This window comes from Streptomyces sp. NPDC054794 (genome assembly GCF_053611585.1).
The window spans coordinates 1-12959 of sequence record NZ_JBSHAQ010000070.1 but is presented as its reverse complement, the minus strand read 5'-3'; the positions used below and the strand labels follow the sequence as shown (position 1 = coordinate 12959).

At 70.8% G+C, this 12959-nt stretch carries 12 protein-coding genes; 6 read left to right on the top strand and 6 right to left on the bottom strand.

Annotated elements, in window-relative coordinates:
- Nucleotides 1-99 precede the first annotated feature (99 nt).
- The 4 genes from tilS to folE all read left to right on the top strand — a co-directional run bounded on the left by tilS (nucleotide 100) and on the right by folE (nucleotide 4760).
- Nucleotides 100-1155: a tRNA lysidine(34) synthetase TilS gene (gene tilS, locus ACWGKT_RS43035; protein WP_453277982.1), complete on the top strand. Its 1056-nt coding sequence runs from the start codon at nucleotides 100-102 to the stop codon at nucleotides 1153-1155.
- Nucleotides 1156-1230: 75 nt separating this feature from the next.
- Nucleotides 1231-1791: a hypoxanthine phosphoribosyltransferase gene (gene hpt, locus ACWGKT_RS43030; protein WP_356147823.1), complete on the top strand. Its 561-nt coding sequence runs from the start codon at nucleotides 1231-1233 to the stop codon at nucleotides 1789-1791.
- Nucleotides 1792-1987: 196 nt separating this feature from the next.
- Entirely contained in the window at nucleotides 1988-4027 is a 2040-nt protein-coding gene (ftsH, locus tag ACWGKT_RS43025; protein WP_235457278.1) for an ATP-dependent zinc metalloprotease FtsH, read from the top strand.
- A 127-nt stretch (nucleotides 4028-4154) separates the two neighbouring features.
- A complete protein-coding gene (gene folE / locus ACWGKT_RS43020) occupies nucleotides 4155-4760 on the top strand; it encodes a GTP cyclohydrolase I FolE (protein WP_235457277.1) in 606 nt (201 codons plus the stop codon).
- Nucleotides 4761-4814: 54 nt separating this feature from the next.
- Here the strand turns inward: folE and ACWGKT_RS43015 are convergent, their stop codons facing one another.
- The 6 genes from ACWGKT_RS43015 to ACWGKT_RS42990 all read right to left on the bottom strand — a co-directional run bounded on the left by ACWGKT_RS43015 (nucleotide 4815) and on the right by ACWGKT_RS42990 (nucleotide 9914).
- Nucleotides 4815-5303 (bottom strand): DUF3180 domain-containing protein, encoded by a 489-nt coding sequence (locus ACWGKT_RS43015; RefSeq protein ID WP_356147686.1) that lies wholly within the window; start codon nucleotides 5301-5303, stop codon nucleotides 4815-4817.
- Nucleotides 5304-5374: 71 nt separating this feature from the next.
- Nucleotides 5375-5986: a 2-amino-4-hydroxy-6-hydroxymethyldihydropteridine diphosphokinase gene (folK, locus tag ACWGKT_RS43010; protein WP_453277981.1), complete on the bottom strand. Its 612-nt coding sequence runs from the start codon at nucleotides 5984-5986 to the stop codon at nucleotides 5375-5377.
- Nucleotides 5983-6342, bottom strand: coding sequence for a dihydroneopterin aldolase (folB, locus tag ACWGKT_RS43005; RefSeq protein WP_453277980.1), 360 nt, complete (start codon nucleotides 6340-6342; stop codon nucleotides 5983-5985). The genes folK and folB overlap by 4 nt, the downstream gene beginning before the upstream one ends.
- A 248-nt stretch (nucleotides 6343-6590) precedes the next feature.
- Nucleotides 6591-7094, bottom strand: coding sequence for a nuclear transport factor 2 family protein (locus ACWGKT_RS43000; RefSeq protein ID WP_356147692.1), 504 nt, complete (start codon nucleotides 7092-7094; stop codon nucleotides 6591-6593).
- Nucleotides 7091-7993 (bottom strand): dihydropteroate synthase, encoded by a 903-nt coding sequence (gene folP, locus ACWGKT_RS42995; RefSeq protein ID WP_453277979.1) that lies wholly within the window; start codon nucleotides 7991-7993, stop codon nucleotides 7091-7093. The genes ACWGKT_RS43000 and folP overlap by 4 nt, the downstream gene beginning before the upstream one ends.
- 100 nt (nucleotides 7994-8093) lie before the next feature.
- Nucleotides 8094-9914, bottom strand: coding sequence for a phosphatidylglycerol lysyltransferase domain-containing protein (locus ACWGKT_RS42990; protein WP_356147696.1), 1821 nt, complete (start codon nucleotides 9912-9914; stop codon nucleotides 8094-8096).
- A gap of 227 nt (nucleotides 9915-10141) precedes the next feature.
- Between ACWGKT_RS42990 and ACWGKT_RS42985 the strand changes: the two genes are divergently transcribed.
- The gene (locus ACWGKT_RS42985) at nucleotides 10142-11269 is read left to right on the top strand and encodes an alpha/beta hydrolase (RefSeq protein WP_453277978.1); all 1128 of its coding nucleotides are present in this window, start codon (nucleotides 10142-10144) and stop codon (nucleotides 11267-11269) included.
- A gap of 131 nt (nucleotides 11270-11400) precedes the next feature.
- A complete protein-coding gene (locus ACWGKT_RS42980) occupies nucleotides 11401-12804 on the top strand; it encodes a hypothetical protein (RefSeq protein ID WP_453277977.1) in 1404 nt (467 codons plus the stop codon).
- Nucleotides 12805-12959 lie beyond the last annotated feature (155 nt).

Genomic DNA, 12959 nt, shown 5'->3' with positions numbered 1-12959 from the left:
TGCAATGCTCGGGGAACGGCCCGTTTCTGTCACCATCTACACACTCTGAGTGACCGAAGCTCGGGCTCACCCCCGACAATTTCATGAAGGGAACCGGACATGGGTCCCCATCCTGCGGTCGCGGCGATACGCCTGGCGGTCCGCCGCGTCCTTCACGACCTCATCGACGAACAGATCCCCAACTCCCGGGTCGGCACGCACGCCGCCCCGGACAGCACGCACGGCGCGTACGAGCGCCCCCCGTCCCCGCTCGTCCTCGTGGCGTGCTCCGGCGGCGCCGACTCCATGGCCCTCGCCTCCGCCCTCGCCTTCGAAGCCCCCAAACTCGGCATCCGCGCCGGCGGTATCACCGTCGACCACGGCCTCCAGCCCGGCTCCGGCCTGCGCGCCGACGAAGTCGTCCTGAGGCTGCGCGAACTCGGCCTGGACCCTGTCGAGTCCATCGCCGTCACCGTGGGCCGCGAGGGAGGCCCCGAGGCCGCCGCCCGGGACGCCCGCTACGCCGCCCTCGACGCCGCCGCCGAACGCCACGGCGCCCGCGCGATTCTGCTCGGTCACACCCGCGACGACCAGGCCGAAACCGTCCTGCTCGGCCTCGCCCGCGGCTCCGGCATCCGCTCCCTGTCCGGAATGGCCGCGGTCTCGGGGGCCGGCGGCCGTTACCGCCGCCCCTTCCTCCAGCTCGACCGGCAGACCGCCCGCAAGGCCTGCATGGTCCAGTCCCTGCCGGTCTGGGACGACCCGCACAACGCCGACCCGGCGTACACGCGCTCCCGGCTGCGCCACGAGGGCCTGCCCGCCCTGGAGAAGGCCCTCGGCAAGGGCGTCGTCGAGGCACTCGCCCGTACGGCCCAGCTCTCCCGCGACGACGCCGACGCCCTCGACGCCTGGGCCAGTCAGGCCGAGACCGCCGTCCGTGACGCCACCGGACTCCTGGAGTGCTCCAAGCTCTTCGCGCTGCCGCCCGCGGTGCGCCGTCGCATCCTGCGCCGCGCCGCCATCGAGGCGGGCGCTCCGGCCGGTTCGCTGTTCGCCCGCCACATCGAGGAACTCGACCGGCTGATCACCGGTTGGCGTGGCCAGGGGGCCATCAATCTCCCGGGCAAAGTCGTCGCCCAGCGACAGGGTGGCAGACTGGTGATTCGGCAAGGCTGAATCCCTCCCCCCGGGGGAGGCGCCGGATCTCCCTTAGGGGACGGGACCGGCGGGCCGGTGGGACGACCGAAAGTGATGCGGGTGGACGCGAAAGACATGGGTGCCGACCTCCAGCGGGTGCTCATCACCAAGGAAGAGATCGACGCGAAGCTGGCCGAGCTGGCCGCGAAGATCGACGCGGAGTACGAGGGCAAGGACCTGCTGATCGTCGGCGTGCTCAAGGGCGCGGTGATGGTCATGGCCGACCTTGCCCGGGCGCTGTCCACCCCCGTCACGATGGACTGGATGGCCGTGTCCTCGTACGGCGCGGGCACCCAGTCCTCCGGTGTCGTGCGGATCCTCAAGGACCTCGACACCGACATCAAGGGCAAGCACGTCCTGATCGTCGAGGACATCATCGACTCCGGCCTGACCCTGTCCTGGCTGATCAACAACCTCGGCTCGCGCGAGCCCGCCTCGCTGAAGGTGTGCACGCTGCTGCGCAAGCCCGACGCCGCCAAGGTCGCCATCGACGTGGAGTGGGTCGGCTTCGACATCCCCAACGAGTTCGTCGTGGGCTACGGCCTCGACTACGCCGAGAAGTACCGCAACCTCCCGTTCGTCGGTACGCTCGCGCCTCACGTCTACGGCGGCTGAGCCCCAAAGGGCCCAAGTCCGTAAGACGATCGGGAACCCCAGCGGGTTTCGTGCCGTTGGAGCATGCAGAGACGGGAATGCCAGCCGTCCGAGCGGCTTCGCGCGGCTTCGGGTGACAATGCTGGGGTACCGTCAGAAGAACTGTCTTATCAAACTCACTATGGCAGGAGGGACGGGGCGGCACCGCTCCGTATGGATGGACGTGAAGCGATACTTCCGTGGGCCGGTCATGTGGATCGTGCTGGCCGTCCTTGCCGTGGTCGTGTTGATGCAGGTCGTCGGCTCGTCCGGCGGCTACAAGACGGTGGACACCGGCCAGGTCGTGGCGGCGATCAACGACAACAAGGTCGAGTCGGCCAAGCTCACCACCGGTGACGAGCAGACCGTCAAGGTCACGCTCAAGGACGGCGTCAAGGTCGAGGGCAGCTCGAAGATCCAGGCGAGCTACATCGGCGACCAGGGCGTGGCCCTGGCCACGACGCTGCAGAACAAGTACCAGGACAAGCAGATCCCGGACGGCTACACGGTCGCGCCGTCCAAGCAGAACCCGTTCGTCGGCGTTCTGCTCTCGCTGCTCCCCTTTGTCCTCATCGTGGTCGTCTTCCTGTTCCTGATGAATCAGATGCAGGGCGGCGGCTCCCGGGTCATGAACTTCGGCAAGTCGAAGGCGAAGCTCATCACCAAGGACACCCCGAAGACGACCTTCTCGGACGTCGCGGGCTGTGACGAGGCGGTCGAGGAACTCCAGGAGATCAAGGAGTTCCTGCAGGAGCCGGCGAAGTTCCAGGCCGTCGGCGCCAAGATCCCCAAGGGCGTGCTCCTGTACGGCCGTCCGGGTACCGGCAAGACGCTGCTCGCGCGTGCCGTGGCCGGCGAGGCCGGGGTCCCCTTCTACTCGATCTCCGGTTCCGACTTCGTCGAGATGTTCGTCGGCGTCGGTGCCTCCCGAGTCCGTGACCTGTTCGAGCAGGCCAAGGCGAACGCCCCGGCGATCGTCTTCGTCGACGAGATCGACGCGGTCGGCCGCCACCGCGGCGCCGGCCTCGGCGGTGGTCACGACGAGCGCGAGCAGACGCTGAACCAGCTGCTCGTCGAGATGGACGGCTTCGACGTCAAGGGCGGCGTGATCCTCATCGCCGCGACGAACCGGCCCGACATCCTCGACCCGGCCCTCCTGCGCCCCGGCCGCTTCGACCGCCAGATCGCGGTCGACCCGCCGGATTTGCAGGGCCGTCTGGAGATCCTCAAGGTCCACCAGAAGGGCAAGCCGGTCGCTCCCGACGTCGACCTGTCTGCGGTCGCTCGCCGTACCCCGGGCTTCACCGGTGCCGACCTGAGCAACGTCCTCAACGAGGCCGCCCTGCTCACGGCGCGCAGCGACAAGAAGCTGATCGACAACTCCATGCTGGACGAGGCGATCGACCGTGTGGTCGCGGGCCCGCAGAAGCGGACCCGGATCATGTCGGACAAGGAGAAGAAGATCACCGCGTACCACGAGGGCGGTCACGCCCTGGTCGCGGCGGCCTCGCCGAACTCCGATCCGGTCCACAAGATCACGATCCTGTCCCGCGGCCGCGCCCTCGGCTACACGATGGTGCTCCCGGACGAGGACAAGTACTCGACCACCCGCAACGAGATGCTCGACCAGCTGGCCTACATGCTGGGCGGCCGCGCGGCCGAGGAACTGGTCTTCCACGACCCGACCACGGGCGCCGCGAACGACATCGAGAAGGCCACCACCACGGCCCGCGCGATGGTCACCCAGTACGGCATGACCGAGCGTCTCGGCGCCATCAAGTTCGGCGGCGACAACACCGAGCCGTTCCTCGGACGTGAGATGGCTCACCAGCGTGACTACTCGGAAGAGGTCGCCGCGCTGGTGGACGAGGAAGTCAAGAAGCTCATCGAGAACGCGCACAACGAGGCCTGGGAGATCCTGGTCGAGAACCGCGACGTCCTCGACAACCTCGTCCTGGCCCTGCTGGAGAAGGAGACGCTCGGCAAGGAGGAGATCGCCGAGATCTTCGCGGCGATCCACAAGCGGCCCGCACGGCCCGCGTGGACCGGCTCCTCCCGGCGTACGCCGTCCACCCGCCCGCCGGTGCTCTCCCCGAAGGAGCTGGCACTGACCAACGGGGCGAACGGCTCGACGCCGGCGATCAGCACCGCGAAGTCCACGGCGGCCGAGTCCGCCCCGGTGACGGAGCAGACCCCGGAGGACCGCTCCGAGAGCTGACCGTTCCTGGTGGGGCCCACGGGCCGCACCAGTCCCGGAATGGATGCCGCGTCCCCCAAGGTTTTAGCCTTGGGGGACGCGGCATTTCCGGATGTCCGCAGGCAAGTGACACAGGAACGAGGCACCAATGACCGACCCCGTGACCCTGGACGGCGAGGGCACCATCGGCGAGTTCGACGAGAAGCGCGCCGAGAACGCCGTACGCGAACTCCTGATCGCGGTCGGCGAGGACCCGGACCGCGAGGGCCTGAGGGAGACGCCGGCGCGGGTGGCGCGGGCGTACAAGGAGATCTTCGCGGGACTGTGGCAGCAGCCCGAGGACGTGCTGACGACCACCTTCGACCTCGGGCACGACGAGATGGTGCTCGTGAAGGACATCGAGGTGTACTCGACCTGTGAGCATCACCTGGTGCCCTTCAGGGGAGTCGCCCACGTCGGCTACATCCCGTCCGTCACTGGGAAGATCACCGGCCTGTCCAAGCTGGCCCGGCTCGTCGACGTCTACGCCCGCCGGCCGCAGGTGCAGGAACGACTCACCACGCAGATCGCGGACTCGCTGATGGACATCCTGGAGCCCCGCGGCGTGATCGTGGTCGTCGAGTGCGAGCACATGTGCATGTCGATGCGGGGCATCCGCAAGCCGGGCGCGAAGACCATAACGTCCGCGGTGCGCGGCCAGCTGCGCGACGCCGCGACGCGGAACGAGGCGATGAGCCTCATCATGGCGCGCTGAACGACCCCGCCGGGGCGCTGAACGACCGCCGGGGCGGGCCGACGCGCCGGCGGATCACGCCGCCGGTTCGGCCCCCGTGTGGTTGTGGTCCTCGTCCTCCGGGAGCTTGCAGACGCGCTCCAGGAAGATGGCGGCCGCTATGACGGCGAAGCCGGCCAGGACCGAGAAGGCGGCGTAGATCGCCTGGTCGCGGCGGGCGGGCATGTCGAGGAGCTCCAGCAGGAAGACGCCCGTGCCGCCGTACATCCCGGCGACCAGGGCGGCCACCAGGGCGCTGGCCTGACCGAAGACGACCGCGCGGGCGGCCATGAGCGGGTCGACGCCCTTGGCGCCGGGGCGGCGCTCGCGCTGGGCCTTGAGACGGTTGCGAATCGAGAGCGCCGTGGACAGGAGCACCACGGCGATCAGGGCGAGGACGATGGGGGCGGCCAGCGGAACACTGGGCAGTGTGCCCACCGAGTTCCACAGGCGGGCGCCCGCCCAGGACAGCACCCCGGCGACGACGAACACGCCGACCAGCACCCTGATGCGCAGCTCTCTCACGGTGTTCCTTCAGCTCCCCCGCAGTACGTGTGGCCGGACCGTGCGTTCGTCTCGGCCCTTGACCTTAACGACTACTCGGGCAGGCGGAGTTCCAGGTCCGCGCGGGCTTCCACGCCGTGCCGGGTGAGGGCCGCGAGAAGGTCGCCGACCGCGCCGCGGCCGGGCAGATGGGCGTCGGGGTCCACGTCGTACCAGGGCGCCAGCACGAAGGCGCGCTCGTGGGCGCGCGGGTGGGGCAGGGTCAGATGCGGGTCAGCGGAGACGACGTCGGCGTACGCGACGATGTCGACGTCGAGGGTGCGCGGGCCCCAGCGCTCGTCCCGTACCCGGTTGAAGGCCTCCTCGACCGCGTGCGCGCGCTCCAGCAGGGAGGACGGGGGCAGGGTGGTCTTCAGGACCACGACCGCGTTGAAGTACGAGGGCTGGCTGCCGGGCTCGACGCCCCACGGCTCCGTCTCGTACACCGGTGAGACGCCCTTGATGCGCACGCCCGGGGTGTCCTCCAGGGCGTCGACGGCGCCCTGGAGCGTCTCCAGGCGGTTGCCGAGGTTGGAGCCGAGGGAGATCACGGCCCATTTCGGGTTGCTGAGTGTCGTGTCGGCGGCGTCGACCTGCTCGACGACGGAGGCGGGCACCGGCTGGACGGTCGGGTCGCTGGGACCCTGCGTGAAGGATGCGGTCATACTCGGCTCCGGGTGATGGTGACGGTCACGTCGTCGAAGGGGACCGTGATCGGAGCGTCCGGTTTGTGGACGACGACCTCGACCTCCTGGACCCCCTCGTGCTTCAGACAGGCCTGGGCGATCCGCTCGGCGAGCGTCTCGATGAGGTTCACCGGCTCGCCCTCGACCACGGCCACGACTTCCTCGGCCACGATGCCGTAGTGCACGGTCTTCGCCAGGTCGTCGTCCGCCGCGGCCGGCCGGGTGTCCAGGCCAAGGACGAGGTCCACGAGGAAGGTCTGGCCCCCCTCGCGCTCCTTGGGGAAGACACCGTGGTGCCCGCGGGCCTTGAGGCCACGCAGCGCGACACGATCCACGCGAATCACTCCTGCAATCGTCGGTAACGGCCGGTTCGTACCGAGTGCGGGCGGCACACCGGCCTCAGACGAATCTACCTGCGGGCACTGACAAAACCAGGCCATGAGAGCGCGGGCCCGGGCGGGGGTCGGGAGGGTTCATCACGTGTTTCCCCTGGGGAACCCGGCGGCTCATGGGGTGGTAGCCGCACATACCCGGGGGTAGGTGATTCCAACCACTCCTTGGTCCCTGCGGGGCGCCTACCCACTCAGGCAGAGGTGTCCTCGTCCTCGTCCTCATCGTTTTCGGCCATAACCGGGGAGGCGTGGTGGGACCAGAGCTTCCAGCCGTCGGGGGTGCGCCGGAAGACGTTCGTGGCGACGACGAGCTGCCCGACGAGCGGGCCGAGCTCCGCGCCCTCCGCGGGCGCGGGACCCCCGCTGAGGATGTTCTCGGTGCAGGTCACCAGGGCGGTGTCGCCGGTGACGGAGACATGGACGTCGGTGAGGAAGAACTGGATGTAGTCGGTGTTCGCCATGATCAGCGCGTATGACCGCAGGACCTCGCCGCGCCCGGTGAGCACCGGCCAGCCCGGGTGCACGCAGGAGATCACGCCGGCATCCGCCGGGTCGTGGTACTCCTCGTCGACGCCCAGGTCGGCGGGGGTGAGCCAGAGCGAGGACAGTTCCTCGAAGTCGCCGCGCTCCATCGCCTCGTAGAAGGCGGTATTGGCGAGTTCGACCTGTTCGACGTCGGTATGGGGGGCGCTCACCGGGTTCCTTCTCCACTCGCGCCGGGCGTGTTCCCTTCCGTGCGCGCGCCTTCCACGGCGCGCGCGACCCGCACGGCGTCCGCCGTCGCGCGCACCTCGTGGACGCGTACCGCCCAGGCGCCGGCCTGTGCGGCGAGCGCGGAGACGGCGGCCGTGGCGGCGTCGCGCTCCCGGGCCGGCGGGGGCTCCCCCTCCGGTCCGGCCAGGACGCGGCCGAGGAAACGCTTGCGGGACGCGGCGACCAGGAACGGGTGGCCCAGGGCGGTCAGGCGGTCCAGGTGGGCGAGCAGGGCCAGGTCGTGCTCGGCCTCCTTGGAGAAGCCGAGGCCGGGGTCGACGACGATGCGGTCGGGGGCGATGCCGCCCGCCAGAACGGCCTCCACGCGCGCGTGCAGCTCGTCGACGACCTCGGCGACGGCGTCCTCGTACACCCCGTGGACGTTGCCGCCGTCCATGAACCCGCGCCAGTGCATGACGACGAAGGGGGCGCCCGACTCGGCGACCACCGGGATCATCGCGGGGTCGGCGAGGCCGCCGCTGACGTCGTTGACGAGGGCGGCGCCGGCCGCGAGGGCCTGCGCGGCGACCGAGGCGCGCACGGTGTCGACGGAGACGACGACGCCCTCGGAGGCGAGGCCGCGGACGACGGGGATGACCCGCCGCAGTTCCTCGGCTTCGTCGACGCGGGTGGCACCCGGGCGGGTGGACTCGCCGCCGACGTCGACCAGGTCGGCGCCCTCGGCGACCAGTTCGAGGCCGTGCTTGACGGCGGCGGTCGTGTCGAAGAAGCGGCCGCCGTCGGAGAAGGAGTCGGGGGTGACGTTCACGACCCCCATGACCGCGCAGCGGTCCCATGCCGGAAGGCCCGTGACTCGGCCGCGCCCGCTCTGGTTGCTCATACGTTCAGCGTAGGCCCCGGGCGGGGCCGCACGTTCCGGTGGCCCGAGCCCAAGCCCCGGGGCAGGAGAGGTCGGGGCTCGCGCTCGGGCCGGTCCGGGATCACGCCGCCCTGACGTCCCGCACGTCGTGTTCCGCGAGCCGGTGGGAGCACGGGCGGGCGGCGGCCGAGCGGCGGCGCAGGAAGCGCGGCAGCGGCAGCGCGAGGTTCACGAAGCCCTCCGCCTGCATGGCGGCGAGGCCGATGCGGGGCAGGTCGCCGGAGGCCCGGTAGACGACGAACCGCGGCTCCCAGCGGGGCTGGAACTTGGCGTTGAACTTGTACAGGGACTCGATCTGGAACCAGCGCGAGAGGAACACCAGCAGTCCGCGCCAGGCGCGCAGCACCGGGCCCGCGCCGATCTTCTCGCCGCGTGCCAGGGCCGAGCGGAACATCGCGAAGTTGAGCGAGACCCGGCTGACGCCGAGCTTCGGAGCCGCCTGCAGGGCCGCCACGATGAGCAGTTCGTTCATGCCGGGGTCGGCCGAGCGGTCGCGGCGCATCAGGTCCAGGGAGGCGCCGTCCGTGCCCCAGGGCACGAAGTGCAGGATCGCCTTCAGGTCGCCGTAGGGGCCGGGCTGCTCGTCCGCCTTGTGGGCGGTGGCGATCAGGCAGTCCCCGTCGGACGGGTCGCCGATGCGGCCCAGGGCCATGGAGAAACCGCGTTCGGTGTCGGTGCCGCGCCAGTCCTCCGCGGCCTGCCGGATGCGCTCCAGCTCGGCCTCGCCCACGTCACGGATGCGCCGTACCCGGGTTTCGTAGCCGGCCCGCTCGATGCGCTTGACCATCTGGCGCACGTTGCGCATCGCGCGTCCGGCGAGCGAGAAATCCGCGACGTCCACCACCGCCTCGTCGCCCAGTTCCAAGGCGTCCAGACCGGTCTCGCGGGTCCACACCTCGCCGCCCGTCTCCGAACAGCCCATGACGGCGGGCGTCCAGGAGTGCGCCTTGGCCTCGTCCATGAACCGCTCGATGGCGCCGGGCCAGGCCTCGACGTCGCCGATCGGGTCGCCACTGGCGAGCATCACGCCGGACACGACGCGGTAGGTCACCGCCGCCTTGCCGCTGGGCGAGAAGACCACGGCCTTGTCCCGGCGCAGCGCGAAGTGGCCGAGGGAGTCGCGGCGGCCGTGCTTCTCCAGGAGCGCCCGCAGCCGGACCTCGTCCTCCTCGGTCAGCCGCGCGGCCGGGTGTTCGGGGCGGAAGGCCAGGTAGATGGTGGTCACCGCGGTGAGCCAGCCGAGCGCGCCGAGGGAGAAGGCGACCGTCCAGGACGTGTTGCCCTCGTAGTTCATCGGGCCCTCGAAGCCGAACAGGCCGTAGATGACGTGGGTCAGGCGATCGGCCACGCTCGGGTCGCCGATCGTGCGGTTCGGGTGGACGCTGACGATGAGCAGTCCGAGCACGAGGGAACCGGCGGCCATGAGGACGAAGTTGGCGAGCGCCCGCCACCGGCTGCGCGGGTCGGGCAGGGCCGAGAACTCGTCGCGGTGGCGCAGCAGCGGCAGGAGCAGCGCCACGGAGATGAGCACGCCGATGACGGAGTGCCGGTACGCGAACTGCGACATCGCGCCGGCCGGCAGGAGCACCACGGCGGCCCGCCAGGCCCGGCGCTTGCGCCGCTTGAGCCCGTGCGCGAGCAGCAGCAACAGCACGCCGGTGCTGAGCGCGAGCGCCGCGGCGAACGGGCCGAGCGCGCCCGGCAGCACCTCGGCCAGGGCGTGCATACGGCTGTGACGGAAGCGCGGGAACACACCCGCGGCAATGTCCAGGACGCCCACAAGGGCGCACGCCCTGCCTATGACGGCAGGGACGGCCTCGGGGCGCGGTCCGTGAAATACGCGCCGCGCCACGCTTGATCGGCTCGGAACCTCGCCCGACATTTCCCCATCTATCCTGACAGACATCGCATCCCGTAGTTCTGCGAGAGACCTTGAGTCCGGTGCCTATTCGGGCATCCGACGACATTGCGCCCTCTAGGACGGTGTCTCGGGGAGAGAGGTTCACTCCCCACCGGAAAGCAGGGTCAAAGCCCAAGGAAAGCCCGGGGCAAGCCTTCGCCACGAAGCGTCGGCGAGCCCCTGGCGGAAAGCGCAGGCGGGAACAGCTCATGGGTCTCACGAGCAACAAGATGCTGATGCTGGCGGTCGTTCTCGCCGTGCTCCTCTTCGTCGGCACGGTGTGGCTGTGGCCGCGGCTGGCCCGGCGGAACTGGCGGGCCGTCAGCGGGCGCGTGGGGCTCCTCCTGGCCACCCAGCTGGCGCTCTTCCTCTGCCTGGGTATCGGTGTCAACCAGGCCTTCGGCTTCTACGCGAGCTGGGCGGACCTGTTCGGCAAGGAGACGGACCAGGGGGTCGTCGTCGACCACACGGCTCGCCTCGGCGCGGGCGGCCCGCTCCAGGTGATGGCCGCCGGGCCGGTGCAGGGGCTGCGCGGATCGCGTCCGTCGGCGACCGGGCAGATCCAGAAGGTCGACATCGTGGGTCGTACGACCCATATCGCCACGCCCGCGTACGTGTACCTGCCGCCGGAGTACTTCCAGCCCCGGTACCGCGCGCGTACGTTCCCCGCGGCCGTCGTCCTCACCGGCTACCCCGGTACGGCCAAGGCCCTGGTGGACAAACTGCACTATCCGCGTACGGCCGGCGAACTGGCCAAGGACGGACGCATGCAGCCGATGATCCTGGTGATGATGCGGCCGACGGTGGCGCCGCCGCGCGACACGGAGTGCGTGGACGTCCCGGGCGGCCCGCAGACCGAGACGTTCTTCGCCAAGGACCTGCCCGATGCCGTACTGGCCCACTACAGGGTGGGTAAGAAACCGGGCAGTTGGGGCATTATCGGCGACTCCACCGGCGGCTACTGCGCGCTGAAGCTCGCCATGCACCACCCGGACGTGTACGCGGCCGGCGCGGGCCTGTCGCCGTACTACAAGGCGCCGATCGACGCCACGACCGGTGATCTCTTCCGGGGCGACAAGGCCCTGCGGAATCGTTCCGACCTGTGGTGGTACCTGAAGCACCAGCCCGCGCCCGACACCTCACTGCTCGTCAGCAGCAGCAAGATCGGCGAGTCCAACTACAAGGACACGCTCAAATTCATAGAGCGGGTGCGGGCCACGAACCTGACCCGGATCTCGTCGATCATCCTGGAGAGCGGCGGTCACAACTTCAACACCTGGCGGCGGGAGATCCCGGGGACGCTGCAGTGGATCAGCGGCCGGCTGAGCGACCGCTGAAAGCGATCGTGCGCAATTCGGTGCCTGGTGATCGTTCCTGATCTTCCTGGTGCCGTCTGTAGGCATCGGTATGGCTGTGTTTTTACGAGGCGGGGCACCACGATTCGCCTACGCGCGGTAAGTTTCTGGCCATGCCACGTGGACGTCACCGCCATTCCCCGCCTCTGCACAGGCTGTTGCCGCCTTCGGCGATCGCAGGCGTATCGCTCGTCTGCGCCCTGGGCCCCTGGGTGTTCTCGGAACAGACGGTGCTGCGCTCCCTGGCCGCGGCCGCCGCGGCGACGGCGGTCATCGGCGCGGTCGTCATGCGCCGCTGGGACACCCAGGCCGGCAAGCACGTCGCCGACCTCACGCGCGCGCGGGCGAGCGACGAGTGGCGGTACGAGGAGCGGGTCGCCGAGCTGGAGACCGACCTGGAGGAGTCGCGCGAGCTGCGCGGCAAGCTGGAGCAGCGGCTGCGCGCCAAGCGGGCGGAGCTCGCGGGGCTGCGCAACGAGCACGCCGCCCTGCTGCGCCGCTACGCCACGGCGGAGACCGAGCGCGCGAGCGCCCTGGAGGGCCGCCGGCTGCTGGAGATAGAGGCGACCACGCCCTCCCGCGCGCTGCCGCCCGCGCCGCGGCGCGCGGAGCCGACGGAGGCCGGGGCTGTGGCTGCCGCGGCCGACGCCGAGACGGGCGACGCCGAGGCGACGGGTGCGGCCGAGGCCGAGGCGACGGATGCGGCCGGTGCGGTCGACGCGGCCGAAGCCGGCGAGACCGGTGCCACCGCGGCTGACGAGTCCGCCGAGTCCGCCGAGGAGCAGCCCGCTGTTCCCGACGTGTTCTCGCCGGAGGGTTCCCGGCTCTTCCTGCGGGCCCAGGCGGCGCTGTCCCGGTTCGACGGGAACGACGGGAACGACGGGAACGACGGGAACGACGGGAACGCCGAGAACACGGCCGTCGACGAGGGTGGCAAGGTCGTCGACGAGGGTGACGCGGCCGCCAAAGGAGAGGGCGCCGGAGACCCCGTGAACGAGGCGTCCGCCGCGGTGGAGGAGCCCGGTCGGTCCGCTCCGTCCGCCGAGCCGGCCGGTCAGGAGTCCGCCGAGGGCTCCGCCGCCGCGGACTCCGGCCAGGAGGACGAGGCGCAGGGGCAGCCCGAGGCGGTCGACGGGCACGAGCACGCGGCCGCCGACATCCCGACGGCGTCGGCCCCGGCCGCCGCGCCCGCGCAGCAGCCGACGGGGCACTTCACGGTGCCGACCGCGGTGGCCGTCGTACCGGCCGCGCCCGTGCGGCGCCCGGTGGTCGAGGGCGGGTTCGACTTCTTCGGCACGCAGAAGGAAGAGCCGTCGGCCGCGCTCGACGCCGTGCAGAACGAGGACCTCGCCGACGTGGTCGGCCAGGAGGCGCTCGCCCTGCACAAGGCCGAGTCCGAGGCCGAGTTCAAGCCCGCCGACGAGGAGTCGCGCGCCGTCGGCCAGGTCATCGACCTGACGGCCCACGACGAGACGGAACAGATCGACCTGCAGGGCCTGCGCAGCGCGGCGTCCTGAGCGACCGCTTGAACGGAGTGAGGGGGGGGCCGGGGCAGGGGGGGGCGCCCGCCAGCGGTGAAAACCACCCCCCGGGCGGGCGGGGGGCCCCGGCGGCCGGCCCGGGAGGGGACCCCCGCGCCCCCCGCCCCCGCCGCGCCCGCGGAGGCGGCCGC

Coding starts and splice junctions, on each gene's coding strand:
- folE (WP_235457277.1), top strand. CDS start 4,155: ATGACCGACCCCGTGACCCTGGACGGCGAGGGCACCATCGGCGAGTTC.
- tilS (WP_453277982.1), top strand. CDS start 100: ATGGGTCCCCATCCTGCGGTCGCGGCGATACGCCTGGCGGTCCGCCGC.
- folK (WP_453277981.1), bottom strand. CDS start 5,986: ATGACCGCATCCTTCACGCAGGGTCCCAGCGACCCGACCGTCCAGCCG.
- ACWGKT_RS42990 (WP_356147696.1), bottom strand. CDS start 9,914: ATGTCGGGCGAGGTTCCGAGCCGATCAAGCGTGGCGCGGCGCGTATTT.
- ftsH (WP_235457278.1), top strand. CDS start 1,988: ATGGACGTGAAGCGATACTTCCGTGGGCCGGTCATGTGGATCGTGCTG.
- ACWGKT_RS42980 (WP_453277977.1), top strand. CDS start 11,401: ATGCCACGTGGACGTCACCGCCATTCCCCGCCTCTGCACAGGCTGTTG.
- folP (WP_453277979.1), bottom strand. CDS start 7,993: ATGAGCAACCAGAGCGGGCGCGGCCGAGTCACGGGCCTTCCGGCATGG.
- ACWGKT_RS42985 (WP_453277978.1), top strand. CDS start 10,142: ATGGGTCTCACGAGCAACAAGATGCTGATGCTGGCGGTCGTTCTCGCC.
- hpt (WP_356147823.1), top strand. CDS start 1,231: ATGCGGGTGGACGCGAAAGACATGGGTGCCGACCTCCAGCGGGTGCTC.